The sequence below is a fragment of the Bradyrhizobium sp. 27S5 genome (assembly GCF_037217225.1).
Lineage (GTDB): Bacteria > Pseudomonadota > Alphaproteobacteria > Rhizobiales > Xanthobacteraceae > Bradyrhizobium > Bradyrhizobium septentrionale.
Window position 1 is genome coordinate 7,436,830 of record NZ_CP147714.1, and the last position, 18,769, is coordinate 7,455,598.

The 18,769-nt window shown below is 64.4% G+C and carries 14 protein-coding genes; 6 read left to right on the top strand and 8 right to left on the bottom strand.

Annotated elements, in window-relative coordinates; genetic code table 11:
* Nucleotides 1-52: 52 nt before the first annotated feature.
* The 6 genes from WDM24_RS35095 to WDM24_RS35120 all read left to right on the top strand — a co-directional run bounded on the left by WDM24_RS35095 (nucleotide 53) and on the right by WDM24_RS35120 (nucleotide 7,228).
* On the top strand, nucleotides 53-2,023 hold the full coding sequence (locus WDM24_RS35095) for an AMP-binding protein (protein ID WP_338829013.1): 1,971 nt from the start codon (nucleotides 53-55) through the stop codon (nucleotides 2,021-2,023).
* Complete coding sequence (locus tag WDM24_RS35100; protein WP_166298864.1) at nucleotides 2,020-2,805, top strand: ABC transporter ATP-binding protein; 786 nt, start codon at nucleotides 2,020-2,022, stop codon at nucleotides 2,803-2,805. Before WDM24_RS35095 ends, WDM24_RS35100 begins: the two co-directional genes overlap by 4 nt.
* Before the next feature lie 9 nt (nucleotides 2,806-2,814).
* Nucleotides 2,815-3,744, top strand: a complete 930-nt coding sequence (locus WDM24_RS35105) for a branched-chain amino acid ABC transporter permease (RefSeq protein ID WP_338829014.1) — start codon at nucleotides 2,815-2,817, stop codon at nucleotides 3,742-3,744.
* A 15-nt stretch (nucleotides 3,745-3,759) separates the two neighbouring features.
* A complete protein-coding gene (locus WDM24_RS35110) occupies nucleotides 3,760-4,887 on the top strand; it encodes a branched-chain amino acid ABC transporter permease (protein WP_338692001.1) in 1,128 nt (375 codons plus the stop codon).
* Between the two features lie 106 nt (nucleotides 4,888-4,993).
* Complete coding sequence (locus WDM24_RS35115) at nucleotides 4,994-6,319, top strand: ABC transporter substrate-binding protein (protein WP_338829015.1); 1,326 nt, start codon at nucleotides 4,994-4,996, stop codon at nucleotides 6,317-6,319.
* 69 nt (nucleotides 6,320-6,388) lie between these two features.
* Entirely contained in the window at nucleotides 6,389-7,228 is an 840-nt protein-coding gene (locus WDM24_RS35120) for an ABC transporter ATP-binding protein (RefSeq protein ID WP_338829016.1), read from the top strand.
* A 55-nt stretch (nucleotides 7,229-7,283) separates the two neighbouring features.
* On the opposite strand, the gene WDM24_RS35125 is transcribed toward WDM24_RS35120, so the two are convergent.
* The 8 genes from WDM24_RS35125 to WDM24_RS35160 all read right to left on the bottom strand — a co-directional run bounded on the left by WDM24_RS35125 (nucleotide 7,284) and on the right by WDM24_RS35160 (nucleotide 18,763).
* Entirely contained in the window at nucleotides 7,284-7,928 is a 645-nt protein-coding gene (locus WDM24_RS35125; RefSeq protein ID WP_029079390.1) for a glutathione S-transferase family protein, read from the bottom strand.
* A 4-nt stretch (nucleotides 7,929-7,932) separates the two neighbouring features.
* Complete coding sequence (locus tag WDM24_RS35130; RefSeq protein WP_338829017.1) at nucleotides 7,933-8,676, bottom strand: SDR family NAD(P)-dependent oxidoreductase; 744 nt, start codon at nucleotides 8,674-8,676, stop codon at nucleotides 7,933-7,935.
* A 64-nt stretch (nucleotides 8,677-8,740) separates the two neighbouring features.
* The gene (locus WDM24_RS35135; RefSeq protein ID WP_338829018.1) at nucleotides 8,741-9,937 is read right to left on the bottom strand and encodes a CaiB/BaiF CoA-transferase family protein; all 1,197 of its coding nucleotides are present in this window, start codon (nucleotides 9,935-9,937) and stop codon (nucleotides 8,741-8,743) included.
* Between the two features lie 99 nt (nucleotides 9,938-10,036).
* A complete protein-coding gene (locus WDM24_RS35140; RefSeq protein ID WP_338829019.1) occupies nucleotides 10,037-10,909 on the bottom strand; it encodes an AraC family transcriptional regulator in 873 nt (290 codons plus the stop codon).
* Between the two features lie 200 nt (nucleotides 10,910-11,109).
* Nucleotides 11,110-11,859, bottom strand: coding sequence for a hypothetical protein (locus tag WDM24_RS35145; protein WP_338692006.1), 750 nt, complete (start codon nucleotides 11,857-11,859; stop codon nucleotides 11,110-11,112).
* Entirely contained in the window at nucleotides 11,856-12,434 is a 579-nt protein-coding gene (locus WDM24_RS35150; RefSeq protein WP_166298872.1) for an invasion associated locus B family protein, read from the bottom strand. Before WDM24_RS35150 ends, WDM24_RS35145 begins: the two co-directional genes overlap by 4 nt.
* The gene (locus tag WDM24_RS35155) at nucleotides 12,431-17,539 is read right to left on the bottom strand and encodes a calcium-binding protein (RefSeq protein WP_338829020.1); all 5,109 of its coding nucleotides are present in this window, start codon (nucleotides 17,537-17,539) and stop codon (nucleotides 12,431-12,433) included. Before WDM24_RS35155 ends, WDM24_RS35150 begins: the two co-directional genes overlap by 4 nt.
* Nucleotides 17,540-17,890: 351 nt before the next feature.
* On the bottom strand, nucleotides 17,891-18,763 hold the full coding sequence (locus WDM24_RS35160) for an AraC family transcriptional regulator (RefSeq protein WP_338829021.1): 873 nt from the start codon (nucleotides 18,761-18,763) through the stop codon (nucleotides 17,891-17,893).
* Nucleotides 18,764-18,769: the final 6 nt, after the last annotated feature.

Genomic DNA, 18,769 nt, shown 5'->3' on the forward strand with positions numbered 1-18,769 from the left:
TCACCATAAGCAGGGGCGAACCAACGCGCCGGTTTTTGGGATCGAGACCGACATGGCCGGTGGCGGATCGTTTGACACGTTCCCCAAATTGCTGCTGCGGAATGCAGCGCAGTTAGGCACGCGTCCGGCGTTTCGGCACAAGGATCTTGGCATCTGGCAGAGCTGGACCTGGGCTCAAGTTGCCGGGATCGTCCGTGCCTATGCCGCGGGTCTGCATCGGCTTGGTTTGCGGCAGGGTGAGATAATCGCGGTCGTTGGCTCCAATCGGCCGAAGCTCTACTGGACCATGATGGCAGCGCAGGTGCTGCGCGCGATTCCCGTTCCGGTTTACGCTGATGCAGTGGCCGACGAACTTGCTTTTGTGCTCGCCCACGCCGAGGCGAAGCTGGTCGCGGCGCAAGACCAGGAGCAGGTCGACAAGATCCTGTCGGTGTCCGATCGATTGCCGCAACTCGACAAGATCGTCTATGACGAGCCGCGCGGCCTTGATGGCTATGATGACGGTCGACTGATCGCAATCGGCGATGTCATCGAAGACGGCCGCGTAGCGCTTGCGGCTGACATGGCGCTTGGCGAACGGATCGATGAATACGTGCAGGCGGGCAACGGTTCGGACATCGCAGTCATCCTCTACACTTCGGGAACGACCGGCGCGCCGAAGGGAGTCATGCTGTCCTCGCGAGGCTGCATCGATGCTGCGACCGACACCACGCGGTTCGACAGACTGACCGACAGGGACGTGGTGCTCGCCTATCTGCCGCTGGCCTGGGCCGGCGATCATTACGTCAGCTACGTGCAAGGCCTCGTGGCTGGATTCTGCATGGCGTGTCCCGAGAGCGGCGACACGATTGAGCAGGATCGGCGTGAGATCGGACCAACCTTCTACTTAGCCCCACCACGCGGTTTTGAGGCCATGCTGACGCGGCTGATGGTCCGGATGGAGGACGCGGCGCCGATCAAGCGGCGATTGTTCAGCTACTTTCTGGACGTCGCGCGGCGGTATGGCGAGCCAGTCTTGACGGGACGTCCGGTGCCGCTGTCAGGCCGATTGCTCTATGCGCTCGGACGCTGGCTGGTCTACGAGCCTCTCAAGAACGTTCTTGGCCTGTCTCTGGTGCGCGTTGCATACACTGGAGGTGAAGCGATCGGTCCGGAACTGTTCGCGTTCTACCGCTCGATCGGTCTGAACCTGAAGCAGCTCTACGGCCAGACCGAAGCGTTCCTCTATGTAACGTGCCAGCCCGATGGCGAGATCTACTCGGATACGGTTGGTCCGCCGGCGCCCAATGTTGACATTCGCATAGCGGAATCGGGCGAAGTGCAGTTTCGCTCGCCCGGCATGTTCCTCGGATATTTCAAGGATCAGGCAAAGACCGCGGAAGCTATGTCGTCCGACGGATACGTCAGGACTGGTGATGCAGGCTTTTTCGACGAGAAGACCGGGCATCTGAAGATCATCGATCGTGCGAAGGACGTCGGTCGGCTGGCGGACGGCACGATGTTTGCCCCGAAGTATCTCGAGAACAGACTGAAGTTCTATCCAAATATCAAGGAAGCGGTCACTTTCGGTGACTCCCGAGATTTTGTTTGCGCGATGCTCAACATCGACCCGGTCGCCGTCGCGAATTGGGCGGAACGCAACAACGTTGCCTACGGGTCGTATCAGGAGCTGGCCGGGCATCCGCTGGTCTACGACATGGTCGCGAATCACGTTGCCGAGGTGAACCGCTCGCTTGCAAAGGAAACGGTGCTGGCGGGCGCGCAGGTTCGCCGCTTCCTCATCCTGCACAAGGAGCTCGACGCGGATGACGGTGAATTGACCCGCACGCAGAAGGTGCGCCGCCGGTTCATTGCCGAGCGCTATGCGCCGCTGGTCACGGCGCTCTACAACGGCTCGCAGGAGGCCGACATTTCCACCGAGGTCACGTTGGAGGATGGTCGCAAAGGTACGATCGCGGCACGGGTCAAGGTGCGCGACATGCAAGTCATCGGTCCGACAGAATCGCTGGGACGAGCAGCATGAGAGCGCCGGACACCAACGAAATCCTGCTCCAAGTCGAGGGCGTGGCACTGGCCTTCGGCGGCGTCAAGGCGCTGCGGGACGTTTCGTTCAACGTCAGAAAGGGTGAAATTCGAGCCATCATCGGCCCCAACGGCGCCGGCAAAACCTCGATGCTGAACGTCGTCAACGGCTTCTATCATCCCAACCATGGCGCCATCACCTTCAAGGGGCGCACCCGGGCCAGAATGCAGCCTTTCGAGGCAGCACGCGGCGGCATCGCGCGCACCTTTCAGAATGTCGCCCTATTCAAGGGCATGAGCGCGCTCGACAACATCATGGCAGGCCGCAGCCTGAAGGTGCGCCGGGGGCTGTTGTGGCAGGTGCTGCGTTATGGCCCTGCCCTCGCGGAGGAGGTCGAGCATCGGCGCAAGGTCGAGGAGATCATCGACTTTCTGGAGATCGAGACAATCCGCAAGGTACCGGTTGGGCGTTTGCCATACGGCTTGCAGAAGCGTGTCGAACTCGGTCGCGCTCTCGCGATGGAGCCCGACCTTCTTCTCCTCGACGAGCCGATGGCAGGCATGAACCTCGAGGAGAAGGAGGACATGTCGCGGTTCATCACTGATGTGAACAACCATTACGGCACGACCATCGCCTTGATCGAGCACGACATGGCCGTGGTCATGGATCTGTCGGATCGCGTAGCGGTGCTTGATCACGGCGTAAAGATCGCCGACGGCACGCCTGATGAAGTCAAGAGAAGTCAAGCCGTCATCGACGCATATCTTGGCGTCGCGCATTGAGGTGCGTCCATGATCGCACTGGGTCAGTTTCTCGAGGTCCTTATCGGCGGATTGATGTCCGGCGTGCTCTATTCGCTGGTCGCGCTCGGCTTCGTGCTGATCTTCAAGGCATCCGGCGTATTCAATTATGCTCAGGGAGCAATGGTATTGCTCGCGGGATTGGCGTTGGTTCGCTCCCTCGACCTCCTGGTCGCCAACGGCTTTCCGCTTTGGGTCGCGGTCGTCCTCGCTGTCGGGTTTGCCGCCGTGATCATGGCGGCAACGGCCTGGCTCATCGAGCGGTTCGTGATCGGACCTCTGGTCAACCAGAACGGCCTGACGCTGTTCATGTCGACGATCGGCGTGACATTCGTCATCGAGGGCGCCGCGGAGATGATCTTCGGATCGGATGTCTACCCGTTGCGGCTGTTCCCGACCGACGCCTGGTTCTTGTTTGAAGGCTTGTTCCCGGGTGGGATTCTGGTCAACAAGCTGGATGTCTGGGGCGCACTGATCGCAGGCATTCTGGTCGCTGGCCTCGCAATTTTCTTTCAGCGTACCAAGACCGGTCGCGCACTCAGGGCCGTGGCCGACGACCATTTGGCCGCGCATTCAGTCGGTATCCCGATCAGTTGGATCTGGTTCGTCGTCTGGCTTGCCGCCGGCCTCGTTGCGCTGGTCGCGGCGACCGTGTGGGGGACCAAGCTCGGCGTGCAGTTCTCCATCACTTTTCTCGCCCTGAAGGCGCTTCCGGTTCTGATCATCGGAGGCCTCACCTCGATTCCGGGAGCCATCGTCGGCGGGCTCATCGTGGGGGCGGGCGAGAAGCTTGCCGAGGCGTATCTAGGGCCATCCATCGGTGGCGGTATCGAATATTGGTTTGCGTTTGTGTTGGCGTTGGCGGTGCTGCTCGTGCGGCCGCAGGGGCTGTTCGGCGAGCGGATCATCGAACGTATCTGAGACAAGGAGTTCGTCGTGCTTTATCGCGAGGCCGGCCAGTTCAAGACGAGCTACGCGGAGGACATGGCGATCTTTCCGATCCGTCAGGACCGTATTGCGCTCGCCGTCTTGCTCGCGATCGCTTTCGTTGGCGTGCCGCTGTTGGCCACCTTCCGTATCTGGCCGTTCCGCACCGACTATCTGTTGTGGGCGATCTTGCTGCCCTTCCTTATCCTGGCGCTCGCCGCCATCGGCACGAACATACTTGTCGGCTATTGCGGCCAGATTTCGCTCGGCAGCGGCGCGTTCATGGCCATCGGCGCCTATTCCGCCTACAAGCTGGCGACCGGCGTTCATATCCCGCTTGCCTGGCTTGGCTTCGCGATCTCGATGCCGCCGTTGCCCGTGCTGGCATCCATTCTGCTTGGCGGGTTCACGGCGGCTTGTGCCGGAATCCTGTTCGGCATTCCCAGTCTGCGGATCAAGGGTCTCTACCTGGCGGTCGCAACGCTCGCCGCGCAGTTCTTCTTCGATTGGGCGTTCCTGCGAATTCCGTGGTTCACCAACTACGCCCCGTCGGGATCGGTCAATGCACCGGCGCTGGATTTCTTCGGCATGGTCGTTCGCACGCCGGTCGAGCGCTACCTGCTGTGTCTGCTCTTCGTGACCGTGATGGCGGTGTTGGCGAAGAATCTCGTTCGCGGCAATCTCGGCAGGCAGTGGATGGCGATCCGCGACATGGATATCGCCGCCGAACTGATCGGCATCCGGCCGCTCTATGCCAAGCTCACAGCCTTCGCGGTCTCTTCATTCATCATCGGGGTGGCGGGTGCGCTCTGGGCGTTCGTCTACCTCGGTTCATGGGAGCCGCTTGCGTTCTCGATCGACCGCTCGCTGGAGCTTCTGTTCATGGTCATCATCGGCGGGCTCGGATCGATCATGGGCTCGTTCATCGGGGCGGCTTTCATCCTCATCGTGCCGATCATGCTGAATGTGATTCCAACCGAACTCGGCCTGCCACTGTCGACGCAAACGATCACTCACCTCCAGTTCATCATCTTCGGATCCCTGATCTGTTATCTGCTGATCAAGGAACCCCATGGCTTCGCCCGGCTGATATCGATCGGCAAGGAGAAGCTCCGACTTTGGCCGTTTCCATATTGAAGGAGCGATCGCGCCTCGATCGCGACGTGGATGGCGGCCGCTGACAACCGAGAGGAAAGAAGCATCGCAGACGGAAAAGAGGGGCTTTAAGGAGGAGGATATCAATATGGCAAGTATTGCACGCAGTGTATTGATACTGGCGACCGCCTTGGCCGGCGCGGCGTTCAGCGCACCGGCCGCAGCGCAAAACGAGCAGTTCATTCCAATTCTGTCCTACCGGACTGGACCGTACGCCGTGAACGGCGCGCCCTATGCAAACGGCGTTGCCGACTACTACAACCTGATCAACGAGCGCGACGGCGGCATCAACGGCGTCAAGCTTCTGGTCGAGGAGTGCGAGACCGCCTACGCGACCGACAAAGGCGTCGAGTGCTATGAGCGTCTCAAGAGCAAGGGACCAACCGGCGCGGCCTTCATCAATCCGCTGTCGACCGGCATCACCTTCGCGCTCACTGAAAAGACCGTGACCGACAAGATCCCGATCATCACGATGGGGTACGGCCGTGCCGATTCCAAGAACGGCGCGGTGTTCGCGTATAATTTTCCGTTGCTCGGCACTTATTGGTCCGCGGCCGATATCGCGATCCAGCACGCCGCCAAGGAGCTCGGCGGGTTCGACAAGCTGAAAGGCAAGAAGATTTCGCTGCTGTATCACGACAGCCCCTATGGCAAGGAGCCGATTCCGATGCTGCAGGTGCTGGCGCAGAAATACGGCTTTGAGTTCACGCCGATCCCCGTCACGCATCCCGGCGTCGAGCAGAAGTCGCAATGGCTGGCGATCCGCCAGAATCGGCCGGACTATGTGCTGGTCTGGGGCTGGGGCGTCATGAACAGCACGGCAATCAAGGAAGCAGCGGCCGTTGCCTATCCGCGCGACAAGATGATCGGTGTTTGGTGGTCGGGCGCAGAGCCGGATGTGACGCCCGCGGGCGATCAGGCCACGGGTTACAAATCGTTGATGCTGCAGCATGGCGCGGGAAAATTCCCGGCACACGCGGACATAGAGAAGCACGTCTACGCCAAGGGCAAGGGTTCGACAGAACCTGGCAAGATCGGCGAAGTTCTCTACAACCGCGGCATGACGAACGCCATGCTCGGCGTGGAGGCGATCCGCAAGGCGCAGGAAAAGTTCGGCAAGAAACCGCTGACGGGCGAGCAGGTCCGTTGGGGGCTTGAGAACCTCATCCTCACCGCTGATCGGATCAAGGAACTCGGCTTTGAGGGGATGTTGAAGCCGGTCAGCATTTCCTGCTCCGACCACGAGGGCGCGCGCTACGGGCGCGTCCAGCAATGGGACGGCAAGGGTTGGAAAGTGATCTCCGACTGGTACACGGCCGACGAATCGCTCATCGAACCGCTCGTGGCCGATGTGTCCGCGAAGTATGCCGCGGAGAAGAAGATCACGCCGCGCGACTGCGCGAAAGAAACCTGAGCCCGTGCAAGTGATCCGGGAGGCAGGATTGCCTGCTCCCGGATCCCGCTACAGTTTGGAGGTCTGCGCGTGTCAATCGCCAAGGTCGTCGCTGCGACGGAAGCGGCAGCTCTGATTCTATCGGTCAACAATATCGAGGTTGTCTACGATCACGTCATCCTCGTGTTGAAGGGCGTCTCGCTGGAGGTCCCGCGAGGCGGCATTGTCGCGCTTCTCGGCGCCAACGGCGCCGGCAAGACGACGACGCTGAAGGCGATCTCCAACCTGCTGCACGCAGAGCGCGGCGAGGTCACCAAGGGCTCGATCCTGTTCAACGGCGTCGAGGTGAAGTCGCTGTCGCCAAACGACGTGGTGCGACGCGGCTGCATTCAGGTGATGGAGGGGCGGCGCGCCTTCCCTCATCTTACGGTCGAAGAGAATCTCCTGACCGGCGCCTTCACGCGCAGGGATGGCAAGTTCGCGATCACGCAGGATCTGGAACGGGTCTATGCCTATTTCCCCCGTCTCAAGGAACGGCGCGGTTCCACCGCCGGCTATACGTCGGGCGGGGAGCAACAGATGTGTGTGATCGGGCGCGCGCTGATGTCGCGCCCGAAGATGATCCTGCTCGACGAACCTTCGATGGGCCTCGCGCCCCAAATCGTCGAGGAGATCTTTGACATCGTGAAGGACCTCAACGTCAAGGAAGGTGTATCGTTTCTTCTGGCCGAGCAGAACACCAATATGGCGCTCAGATATGCGAGCCACGGCTACATCCTCGAGAACGGCCGCGTGGTGATGGATGGCGAAGCGCGCGCCCTCGCCGCCAACGAGGACGTCAAGGAGTTCTATCTTGGCATCGCCGGCGACAAGCGAAAATCATATCGCGATGTGAAGCACTACAAGAGGCGCAAGCGTTGGCTCGCTTAGCCGACGGCAACGTTTGCCTTTGAGCGGCCCGGGAGGCCCTGACACGTGTCACCGCTCAGATCTTCACGGTGTTGACCGCGACGCTCTCCTTGTAGGCCGGCCTTGCTGTGACGCGATCGAGATACGGCGTCGCGACGTCGCAGACCCCGACGCCGTAATCGATGGCCCACACCAGACAGGTGGTCAGCAGGATATCCGCGCTGGTGAACTGATCGCCCATCAGATACTGGCGACCGTCCGACAACGCGACTTCAACGTGCCGCAGTTGCTGGCGGAAATACTCCGCGGCCTTGCCGACCACATCGGGAGCGTGGCCGTAGATATGCGCGAGGCCCTTGAGGCCGTGGCGGCGCATCACGTAGAGGCTGGTCGAGTCCAGTTCGGCCACGATGAAGAAGCACCACTCCAGCCATCGCGCGAAGTCGTGCTCCTCGACCGGGACAAGAGAGATGTTCGGATTGGAATAATGGCGCGCCAGATAGGCGACGATGGCGGCACTCTCGCCGATCGTGAAGTCGCCATCCTGCAGCAGGGGTATTTTCTGACGCGGATTGAGCAACGTGTATTCCGGCGTCTTGGTCTCGCCCGAGCGCGGCAGGATCGGCTTGCAGTGATAATCCAGCCCCAATTCGTGCAGCGCCCAATGGGCCCGAATCGTCCGCGATGTCCCTACCCCCCACAGCGTCAGCGTTTCCGGCATGGCGTCACCATTTCTCGACGGAGGGACGCAGATCCAGCTCGTGGCTCCAACCGTCGCGGCTTTGCTGGTGCACGAACCAGTAGGCTTCCGCGATCGAGGGCGTGCGGGTCAGGGTGTCAGGCGGGATCGCCGACGCATCGATGCCCGTGGCGGCCTTCATCCGCTGGTGGATGGCCGGGCTGTCGACGCCGGCATCGATCAGGAGATGGGCGACATGGATGTTCTTCGGCCCGAGTTCGCGCGCCATCGCCTGGGCGACCGCGCGCAGGCCGAACTTGGCGGATGCGAATGCCGCAAAGCCGCTGCTGCCGCGCACGCTGGCGGTTGCGCCGGTGAACAGCATGGTGCCGCGGCCATGCCGCAGCATGTGCCGCGTCGCCTCGCGCCCGACCAGGAAGCCGGCGAAGCAGGCGAGCTCCCAGGCCTTGAAGAACAGCTTTTCGCTGGTCTCATGCAGCTCCTTCTTGACGTTCGACCCGGCATTGAACAGGCAGACCTCGATCGGCCCGAACTCGCGTTCGACCCGCTCGCAAAGCTCCTGCACCTCGGTCTCGCGCCGGGCATCGACGCTGAGCGCATGCACCCGGCCGCCGGCGCCGGTCAGCTCCTCCACCAGCGCGCTCGATTTCGCCGCATCGCGCCGCGCGATGCAGACGGTGTAACCGCCAGCCGCGAACCGCCGCGCCACCGCGGCGCCGATCGCATCGCCCGCGCCAACCAGCAAGGCAGTCTTGTTGTTCTCGGCCATAGGACATCTCCCACCGACGGCGGTTGCTCAGTTCAGGAATGGGTACGTTGCGTGGTGCGGCCGCTCAGACCGCGCGCACGGCCCTCTCGGCGATCATCTGTTCGATGGCCGCATCGCCGTAGCCGAGGTCGCGCAGCACCTCGCGACTGTGCTGGCCGATGCGCGGCGCCGGACCGCCGATCGCGGCAGCATCGACATCGAACCGCGCCGCGGGTTTTGGCTGCCGCACGGTGCCGACCCCGGGCTGCTCCAGCTCGGCGATCAGCCCGCGGGCAACCACCTGCTCGTTGGCGATGATCTCGCCGCGCCGCAGAATCGGCGCGCACGGCACGTCGGCCGCATCGAGCCGCGCCAGCCATTCGGCGGTGCTGTGCCGGCCGATATAGTCCTGCATCCTGTTGATGCGCGCCGTCGCATTGACCGAGCGCGAGGCCGGCGTGGCGAAACGCGCATCACTGGCCAGTTCCGGATCGCCGGTGGCCCTGCAGAAGCCTTGCCACTCGGAATCGGAAATGGTCCCGCAGGTGAGGTAACCGTCCGAGGTCTGGAACACGAGATCGGGACGGTCGTTCGGATCCGACGTGGTCTGCTCGCGGCCGACCACCGTGTATTGCATCATGCCTTCCGGCCAGAGATAGGCGATCATCGCGTCGAGCATCGCGACCTGGATATGCTGGCCGCGGCCGGATTTCTCGCGGGCGTACAGCGCCGCGGTGATCGCCTGCGCGGCATAGACCGCCGTCGTCTTGTCGGCCACGATGGTCCGGATCATCTGCGGACGGTTGGTGACCGGCTGCGCCTGGATATCGCAGAAGCCGGACAAGCCCTGCACGATCGGATCGTAGACCCGCTTCTTGGCGTAAGGCCCGTCTTCGCCGACGCCGCTGATCGAGACATAAATCAGCCGCGGATTCTTGCTGCGCACCTCGTCCGGACCGAGCCCGAGACGTTCCATCGTGCCGGGCCGGAAATTCTGCACCAGCACGTCGGCCTCGAGCACCAACTTGCCCAGCACGTCGCGGCCGGCATCGGTTTTCATGTCGATCGAGAGCGAGCGCTTGCCGCGGTTCGACGAGATGAACAGCGCCGAGAATTCGCCTGTCTTGTCGACATTGGCCCGGCTGCGGCGGGTGATATCGCCGCCGATCGGCTCGACCTTGAGCACATCGGCGCCCTGATCGGCCAGGAACATCGTTGCGAACGGGCCCGAGACGACACCGGTCAGATCAAGTACGCGAACTCCCGCCAATGGCCCAGACATGCGCTGCTTCCTTCTCCGATTTACGCCATGCAGGCGTACGATGGAGCATGGGCCCGCGCTTCCGGGAAACCGCCGCGACTTGCAAAAAAGCGCCGAAACTCAGGCCCGGCACTGCTGGCGGAACAGCGACGGGCTCATGCCGGTGGCCTGCCTGAACGCCGACGAAAAATGCTGGGCGTGGCTGAAGCCCGACGCCAGCGCGATGCTGGTCACACTGTCATCGGTTTCGCCGAGACGGCGCTTGGCCTGGTCGATGCGTAGATCGAGCACATAGCGATGCGGGCTGGTGCCGGTGCTCTCCTGGAAAGCGCGCAGGAAATGCCGCTTGCTCAGGCCGGCCACATCTGACAGCGCCGACAGCGAGATCGTCTCACCAAGGTTTGCCCGGACGAACTCCTCGATCCTGCGCAGCTTGAGCGCCGGCAATCCGCCGCGGCTCAATCGCTTCGCAGGCTCCGCGCCGCGCGACAGCCGCGCGATATGGGCGAGCGCCTGGCTGGCCCAGCCCTCGGCGAACAGATCGAACAGATTGTCGGGCGTGGTGGCCTCCTGGCTGAGCTCGGCGAGGCCGCGGCAGAGCTGGTCATGGCCGAACGCAAGCGCGGGCCGTTCGATCAGACCATTGAGACGGCTCTGCACGAACTTTGGATCGAGGAACACGACCACATAATCGAACGCCGGCCCGACTGACCATTCGCCCTCGATCTCGGTGCCGGCCGGAAACAGCGCGAGATTGGCCGCCTCGGAGAACTCGGATTCGACCGGCCGGCCATTGATCGTGGCGCGCAATTGCGAGCAGCCATTGCGGAACCAGAACAGGGTCAGTTCAGGTTGGCGGAAATGCCAGTTCATGCGCGGCCGCGAGGTCCGGCTCAACAGCTCGACCCGGATCGGCTTCGACCGCGCGATGACGGAGGACACAAGTTCACCGCCGACCTGGCGGACATACCGCTCGGTGCGCGCTTCCTCCATGGGATATCTCCTCCGCGTTTGGCACGGATGGGTGAGTTCTGAATCAGAATTGACTATCCCGGAGAAAAAATCCAGCCCCTTGTCGCTGGATTGTCGCGGCGCACGGAACCGTGATGCGGCCTATTGCGGCTAACGCGATCGTCGCGCCGACCGAAGCGGCGCGGCCGGGCGGGTGTGACTCAGCGCCGATCAACCGCGCGTCATCCCCCGGCGGCGACCCGCAGCGCCGTCACCGCGACGCAGGCATTGCCGAACGGAATCAGCACCACTTGCGCGCCGTTCGGCAGCGCGATGGTCAAGAGCTCGCCCAGCGTGCCATTCTGCCCATTGAGCTTGGCGAGCTCGGCGGCAACCGTTGGGCAGCTTTCCGTGCGTGGCGTCACCCGCACCAGATTGCCTTCGCAGGACGATCCAACCGGTGCGGCAAACACGATTCCGGCGGCCTGCTGCGCCGCGCTGCCTTGCGCGTTGCCTTGCGCGTTGGCCTGCGCGGCCTGGCCGGGCGCGAGCGCGACCAGCGACTGCACCGAATGGGAATTGCCGGCCTTGGCGTCCCATTGCGACTGCGCGGTGTAGTTCGAGTTCATCGCGAGACCGCGGCCGAGCGTCGCGAACAGATTGGCGCAGGTCACGATGTTGCCCTGCCGCGCATGATCGTCGAACACCGTCGGCTGCTGCGCCGCCTGCTGCGGCGGAGCCGATACCGCAGGCGATTGCGGCTGCGCTTCCTGCGGACGCGACTTGTGCGGCTGCGGCTTCGCGGCGACGGCGGGCTTCTTGGCCGGCGCGGGCGCGCCCTGCTGCAGCGGCAGCGGCTGCGCCTGGGCAGGCTGCATCTGCTGGGCATATCCCACGACGCCGGCCGCGCTGAGCGCCGCCACGACGACCGCCGCGAAAATCAGGATGGGGGTCTTCAGTCGCATCGGCGTCTTCGTCCTCTTGTCGATCATTTCAATTTCGCCAGCACGCCGGACAGTCCGTCCAGCGGCGCCGTCAGCACGATCGGCCCTGCTTGCGGAAGCTGATAGGACACAAGGCACGGCGTTGCCGCGCGGATGTGCCGGCGGAGCACATTGCCGATCGCAATCGTGGCGAAGCAGAAACTGGCATCGCAGCGATCGGTCTGCGCGACGATGCGGTCCGGCGTTTCACCCATGGCGAGCTCGATCTGCGCACCGACGCCGGCGGCTGCGGGGATGCGCATCGCCATCAGCGGCTTGCCGTCGGCGGTCGCAATCAGCGACCAGTTGAAGGCGACGGCGCCCTGCGCGTTGACGATCGACTGCGTGACGTTGCAGACCCGGCGCTTCGATTTCAGGCTCTCGTCGCAGATCAGGGTCCAGTTCTTGAACGGCTGGATCATCCGCCTGAACTCGCCGAGCGTCTCGCCTTCGGGCACCACGACGTCCGACGGCTTCACGGCGTAGGCGGACGGCGGCGCACCCTGCGCTGCCGCACTCGCCGCCGCGCAGAGCCAGATTGCAAAAGCCAGACACGCCAGCCGCCTCGTCGACGTCAGGGTCAATTGAGTGTCAGGCTCACGCCGGCACTGACGCCCCAGTCGCTGCCGGCGGTGGTCGCCGCGGCGTTGCTGCGCAGCCGGCCGTTCTCGCTGGTGTAGCCGATGCCGAAGGCGAGCGCGCCCTGGCTGCGCCAGACGCCGCCGCCGGCCGATGCACTGATCTTGCCGGGCCGGTCGTCGTAGCGTAGCGACGCGGCGGCCATGCCGATCGCCGCCGCGCGCCAGGCGTCCTGCCGCACCTCGCCGATCTGGCCGTTGAGCTGCTGGAACGCACTGTTGAGCTGGTTGACGTTGACCGCATCGGTGCCGGCGACGCCCGCCGCCACGTTGCTGATCGTCACCGGCCCGCTACCGCCGCTGTTCAGCGTCACCTTGTTGGTGGTGTTGCCGGAGGCATCGGTGTCGTAGCGGATCGAGCCGCTCGCAACCGCCTGGAGCTGGCTCACATTGACCGCATCGGTCGCAGCCGAGCCCGCGGCGACATTGGTGACGCGGCGTTCGGCGCCGGACGAGCCGACCGAGACTTCGCCGGTCGCGACGCCCGCCACGGTCTTGCCGACGACAGGCGTATAGGCCGCATCGCTCAGATTGGCCGTGGTGGTCGAGTTCGCACCGAGCGCCAGCGAGTTGGCCTGGGTCGCCTTGGCGCCGGCGCCGATCGCGACCGAATTGTCGGCCGACGCGGCGGAGCCGTTGCCCATCGAGATCGCGTTGGCGCCGCTGGCGACCGATTGCGGTCCGATCGCGACGCTCTCCGCACCGGTGGCGGAGGAATCCGCCGCGGTCGAATTGGCGTGGAAATACTTGATGCCGCCACTGCCGGTCGAGATGTTGTTGACGGTGGTATAGAGCGCGTCGAGCGAGGTGTTGGTGGCCCACAGCTGCGAGCCGTTGATCGCATCCGTTGAGGTCGCGCTGATCTGCCCCGCGGCCAGGTTGGTGAGGGTACGCTCCGAACCGGCGCTGCCGATACTGACGGTCGAGGTCGGCGTCGCGCCGGCGAAGGCGTACGTGGTGCCACCGATTGTGGTGTTAGCGGTCGCCACCACGGTCGAGGTGGTCGAATTGGCGCCGAGCGCGACATCGCCGGCCTGCGCCGTCGCCTTGGCATTCGGACCGAGCGCGACACTGGTCGGATTGGTCGTCTGGGATCCTGCGCCGATCGACACCGACTGGATGCCGCTGGCCTGCGCATTGGTTCCGAACGCGATCGAATCGGCAAAGTTGGACACCGAATTCTGGCCGATCGCAATGCCGCCGGGCGCGGTCTGCGCCACGGTTGCACCAAAGCCCATGCCGATGCCGTTGTCGCCATTGACCACGGTCTGCGGCCCCACCGCGACCGAGTCGTTGCCGACCGCCAGCGAATCCGCCAGCGTCGAATTTGCGTGGAAGTATTTCGTCGTCGTGGTCGCGAACGAGGTCAGCGCCCCGGTCAGCTGCCGCACGGTGACGGCATCGCTCGACTGGGTGCCGTCGGCCACGTTGGTGATCTGCCGGTAGCTCGTCGCGTTGCCGACCGACACCGCGCCGAGCAACGCGAGATCGGTGGTGTTGAAGGGGATGATGGTGCCGCCGATGATGCCGGACGCCGGCGCGACCGCGCGGTTGGATATCGAACCCGAGCCGATCGCAACGCCATCGGCCACCGTGGCCTGGGTGTTGAAGCCCACCGCCGTCGAATTCGTGGCCGTTGCCGACGCGGCAACGCCCGCCGCCATCGAATTGGTCCCGGTCGCACCGTTGTTGGTGTAGTTGGCCTGCTGGGTGCCGCCGTCATTGACACCATAATAATGCGTCAGGCCGTTGCTGACGACGGTCGAGAGGCTGTCGATCGCCGACGTCGCGGCAAACAGCTGCGAACCGTTGATCGCGTCGGTCGAGCCGTTGCTGACCCGGCCCGCCGCGACGTTGGTGATGGTGCGCTCGTTGCCGACCGTGCCGACACTGACGGTCGAGGTTGGGGTGGTGCCGGCGAAGCTGTAGGTGGTGCCGCCGATGACCATGTTGGCGGTTTGAACCGCCGTGCTGGTCTGGCTGCCCGAGCCGAGCGCGATGTCGTTGGCGTTCGCGGCGGTCGCGCCGTTCCCGATCGACACCGAGCCGCTGCCGGTCGCAGTCGACACCGGTCCGATCGCAACCGAGTTTGTTCCCGCGGCAGACGAATCGGCCAGCGTCGAATTGGCGTGGAAATACTTGATGCCGCCGCCATTGTTGATGTTGTTGACGGTGGTGCCGATGGCGTCGACCGCCTGGTTGGTCGCAAAGAGCTGCGAGCCGTTGATCGCATCGGTCGAGGACCCGCTGATCCGCCCCGCCGCGACATTGGTGATGGTGCGCTCATTGCCGACCGTGCCGACGCTGACGGTCGAGGTCGGTGTTATGCCCTGGAAGTTGTAGGTGGTGCCATTGATCACCGTGCTCGCCGTGCTGACCGCCGTGCTGGTCTGGCTACCCGAGCCCAGCGCGATATCGTTGGCATTCGCCGCGGTCGCGCCATTGCCGATCGATACCGAGCCGGCGCCCGTCGCGGCCGACACCGGTCCGATCGCAACCGAGTTCGTACCCGCGGCGGAGGAATCGGCCAGCGTCGAGTTGGCATGGAAATACTTGATGCCGCCGCCGGTGTTGATGTTGTTGACGGTGGTGGCGAGGCCGTCGACCGCCTGGTTGGTCGCAAAGAGCTGCGAGCCGTTGACCGCATCGGTCGAGGATCCGCTGATCCGCCCCGCGGCGACATTGGTGATGGTGCGCTCGGCGCCGGGTGCGCCGACGCTGACGGTCGAGGTCGGCGTCGTGCCCTGGAAGGTGTAGGTGGTGCCGTTGATCACCGTATTCGGCGTGCCGACCGCCGTGGTGGTCTGGCTGCCCGAGCCCAGCGCGATATCATTGGCATTCGCCGCGGTCGCGCCATTGCCGATCGACACCGAACTGCTGCCGGTCGCGGTCGACACCGGGCCGATCGCAACCGAGTTCGTACCCGCGGCAGACGAATCGGCCAACGTCGAATTGGCATGGAAATACTTGATGCCGCCGCCATTGTTGATGTTGTTGACGGTGGTGCCGATGGAATCGACAGCCTGGTTGGTGGCAAACAGCTGCGAACCGTTGACCGCATCGGTCGAGGATCCGCTGATCCGCCCTGCGGCGACATTCGTGATGGTGCGCTCGGCACCGGGCGCGCCGACGCTCAGCGTCGCGGTCGGGGTGGTGCCCTGGAAGGTGTACGTGGTGCCGTTGATCACCGCATTTGGCGTGCCGACCGCCGCGGCGGTGACGCTGCCGTTGCCGAGCGCGACGGCGCCCGCGTTGGTCGCGATTGCGCCCGCACCGAGGGCGATTGCGTTGGCGGCCGACGCGTTGGCCTGGCTGCCCAGGGCAACCGCGCTCGCGCCATTGGCCACGTTGCGGTCGCCGATCGCCACCGCGCCCTGGCCGGTCACTGTGTTCTGATAGCCGATGCCAACCGCGCCCTGCGCCGGCGTGCCCGCGGTGCCGACGGCCTGGCCGCCGCCGCCCACCATGTTGGTGTTGCCCATCGCGACCGCGCCGTCGCCGGTCCCGGTGTTGTTCAGGCCGCTCGCAATGGCGCCATTGCCGGTCGCGGTGTTGGGATCGCCGATCGCGACCGCGCCATTGCCGCTGGCGACGTTGCCGGCGCCGACCGCGACCGCCTGGCCGTTGGTCGCAAGCGTATTGGTGCCCACCGCAACGGCGTTGGCGGAATTGGCGACGGCGCTGGTGCCGACCGCGATCGCGCTTGCAGCGCTGGCGGCAGACTGTCCGCCGATGGCGATTGCGTTGTTCCCCGATGCATTCGCGCCGGCGGTGGCATTACCGCCGATCGCCAGTGACCCGACGCCCGAGGCGGTCACCCGCGTCGCAAGCGTGGTCCCGCCGGAGCCATATGCGTTCGCATACGTGCCAGTGGCCTGCGCCAGGGTGCCGACGGCTGTGGCATTCCCTCCGGATGCGGTAGCCCCGACACCGATGGCGGCCGCCGAGACGTTGGTGGAGCTCGCATTGTTGCCGAGCGCAATACCACCGGTCGCCGTGTTGCCAACGATGGCGCCCGATCCAATCGCGACCGCGCCCCCGGCAGCTTGCGCCTGCGCCTGGTTGCCCACAGCCACGGCGAAATCTCCGGCCGCGGTGGCGGAGCTACCCCCGGCGAATGAGTTGATCCCCGACGCGACCGATTGTTTGCCAAGAGCAACAGCGCTGTCTGCCGAGGCGACGGACGACCAGCCTCCGGCCCATGAATAGTTGGCGCTGGCCGTGGAGCTGACGCCGACCGCGGTGGCATTGCCGCCGGTGGCACTGGCGAATGTGCCCAAGGCGCTCGTGCCTGCTCCCGTGGCATTGGCGGAAACGCCGAGCGCGACCGAATTGACGCCGCTCGAGACCGTGCCCTGGCCCAGCGCCATCGCGCCGCCGGTGCCCGTGGCCTTCGCGTTCAGGCCGAGCGCCACCGAGTACTGTGCCGACGAAACGGATGAACGTCCAATCGCAATGGCGTCGGCCTGGGATGCTGTCACGTCCGTGCCAATGCCGATTGCACTTGCAGCGGTGGCACCTGTTCCCGCAACAGTGCGCGAGCCAAGGTAGACGGAGTTCAACTGGGACGCGATCGCCTGGAAGCCGATCGCGACGGCATTCTGAGCACCTGCGCTCGTGCTCGTGCCTTGGGCGATGGAATCGAGTCCCGACGCCGCTGCTCCGCTTCCAAGCGCGATGCCGCGCAGCCCGCTGGCCGTCGAGCCAGGTCCGACCGCCACGGCATTGCCGCCTGTCGCGGAACCTCCGCCTGCCTGATAGGCCTGCGCGTTCGCGGTCTGAGGGATGGCAGCAAAACTCGCCGCAACCAGCACGAACGACGCCCAACCCACGAACCCGCCGCTGAACAACCGTGGTGTTATGGCTCCCGAGACGCCCAGCGTCCCGAGCCCGAGCCGGTCACGCTTGACGCCGAGTCTCCGATGCGCCTGGCGCAGCACCGTCATCAGCCGGCGCCGCAGCGAACGGCTGTCCGCATCGCCGGATGCGACCCAGCTCCGGACGAAGCCTTGCGATCTCACGCGTGCAACAGAGGTCCGTGCAACAACCATGGCGTGTCCCCTTTGTGACATCTTGTCCAGACGTCGGGGTGCCGTGCCACGGACTGTGCCCACATGCGTGCCCATCAAGAACGCATGTGGAGAAGTAAAGACAGCGCGTTGCGCGCTCGCCTTTCGGTCCTGGCCAACGATGTGTCGAGTTTAGCGAGCGCACTCTTGCCACCCCGCGCTCGCTCGACTGCCCCATCAATGTGCCCCGAGTCGTCATAAACAAAAATGATAGACACATATTTGACAACGTCACTCAGCAGGCCGTCCAAATAGCGCGCAGATCGTCTCACAAGTTGAATGATTTGCCCGATGCACCGTGTGGTATTTTGCGCCTCTTCAACCGGCAGTTGATCAACGGCGCGCGCGTTCGCGTGCCTCGCGCGGGCTGACACCGAACTCGCGGCGGAAGGCGCGGGTGAAATCCGACGCCAGCTTGAAGCCGTGCCGATAGGCGACCTCCTGCACCTGCCGGTCGGTGGTCGCGACGAGCTCTGCATGCGCCGCGCGCAGCCGCTTGCGCATGATATAGCCGGCGACACCACCGACGCTCTCGAATGCACGGTAGAGTGCAGAACGCGAGATCCGCAATTGCTGCGCAATGCGATCCGGCGTGAGGTCGAAGTCGCCGAGATGCGCCTCTATATAACGGCGCGCGCGCTCGAACAGGATGGACTCGATGGCGCCCTGCCCTTGCTCCACCCCGTCAGCCGACAGCTCGATGCACGCGGCGATCATGTTCGCGGTCGCCCGTCCGGCCTGCCTCAGCTCGTCCGGTGACATCTGAATCAAACGCATCTCGAGCCGGTCCAGATAATCCGCAAGCAGGTCGATCAGATTGCCTGAGAGAATGGTGTTGCAGACGCTGTCGAGTTGCTCGGCGACGCCCGCGAAGGCGCCGCGCCGCAAGCCAATCACCAGGCCGTCATAATCCGTGATGCGGCCGCGGAAGTCGTCGTCAAGCGAGATCATGAACATGGCGCCAGGCCCGGCAAGGATTTGCCGCTCGCCGGTCTCGAACCAGGCTTCTCCCGAGCGCACGCGGAACAACCACCAGATATCGACCGGGGGACGCTGCGACGACTCGGACATACGCGCAAAGGTCTGACCGGCAAACTGCCCGGATGAGAACACGATGTCAGCCATGTTGCAGGTGAGGTATTCGACCTCGAACCCGCGTGCAGGGTCGTGGCCGTCCGGTGGCGCCACGTCGAGCAGCGAGGCCATGCGCGT

What these genes read in the sequence shown, in the direction of transcription:
- WDM24_RS35095 (WP_338829013.1), top strand. Translation starts at nt 53, where the DNA reads ATGGCCGGTGGCGGATCGTTTGACACGTTCCCCAAATTGCTGCTGCGG.
- WDM24_RS35100 (WP_166298864.1), top strand. Translation starts at nt 2,020, where the DNA reads ATGAGAGCGCCGGACACCAACGAAATCCTGCTCCAAGTCGAGGGCGTG.
- WDM24_RS35105 (WP_338829014.1), top strand. Translation starts at nt 2,815, where the DNA reads ATGATCGCACTGGGTCAGTTTCTCGAGGTCCTTATCGGCGGATTGATG.
- WDM24_RS35115 (WP_338829015.1), top strand. Translation starts at nt 4,994, where the DNA reads ATGGCAAGTATTGCACGCAGTGTATTGATACTGGCGACCGCCTTGGCC.
- WDM24_RS35125 (WP_029079390.1), bottom strand. Translation starts at nt 7,928, where the DNA reads ATGCCGGAAACGCTGACGCTGTGGGGGGTAGGGACATCGCGGACGATT.
- WDM24_RS35130 (WP_338829017.1), bottom strand. Translation starts at nt 8,676, where the DNA reads ATGGCCGAGAACAACAAGACTGCCTTGCTGGTTGGCGCGGGCGATGCG.
- WDM24_RS35135 (WP_338829018.1), bottom strand. Translation starts at nt 9,937, where the DNA reads ATGTCTGGGCCATTGGCGGGAGTTCGCGTACTTGATCTGACCGGTGTC.
- WDM24_RS35140 (WP_338829019.1), bottom strand. Translation starts at nt 10,909, where the DNA reads ATGGAGGAAGCGCGCACCGAGCGGTATGTCCGCCAGGTCGGCGGTGAA.
- WDM24_RS35145 (WP_338692006.1), bottom strand. Translation starts at nt 11,859, where the DNA reads ATGATCGACAAGAGGACGAAGACGCCGATGCGACTGAAGACCCCCATC.
- WDM24_RS35155 (WP_338829020.1), bottom strand. Translation starts at nt 17,539, where the DNA reads ATGGTTGTTGCACGGACCTCTGTTGCACGCGTGAGATCGCAAGGCTTC.
- WDM24_RS35160 (WP_338829021.1), bottom strand. Translation starts at nt 18,763, where the DNA reads ATGGCCTCGCTGCTCGACGTGGCGCCACCGGACGGCCACGACCCTGCA.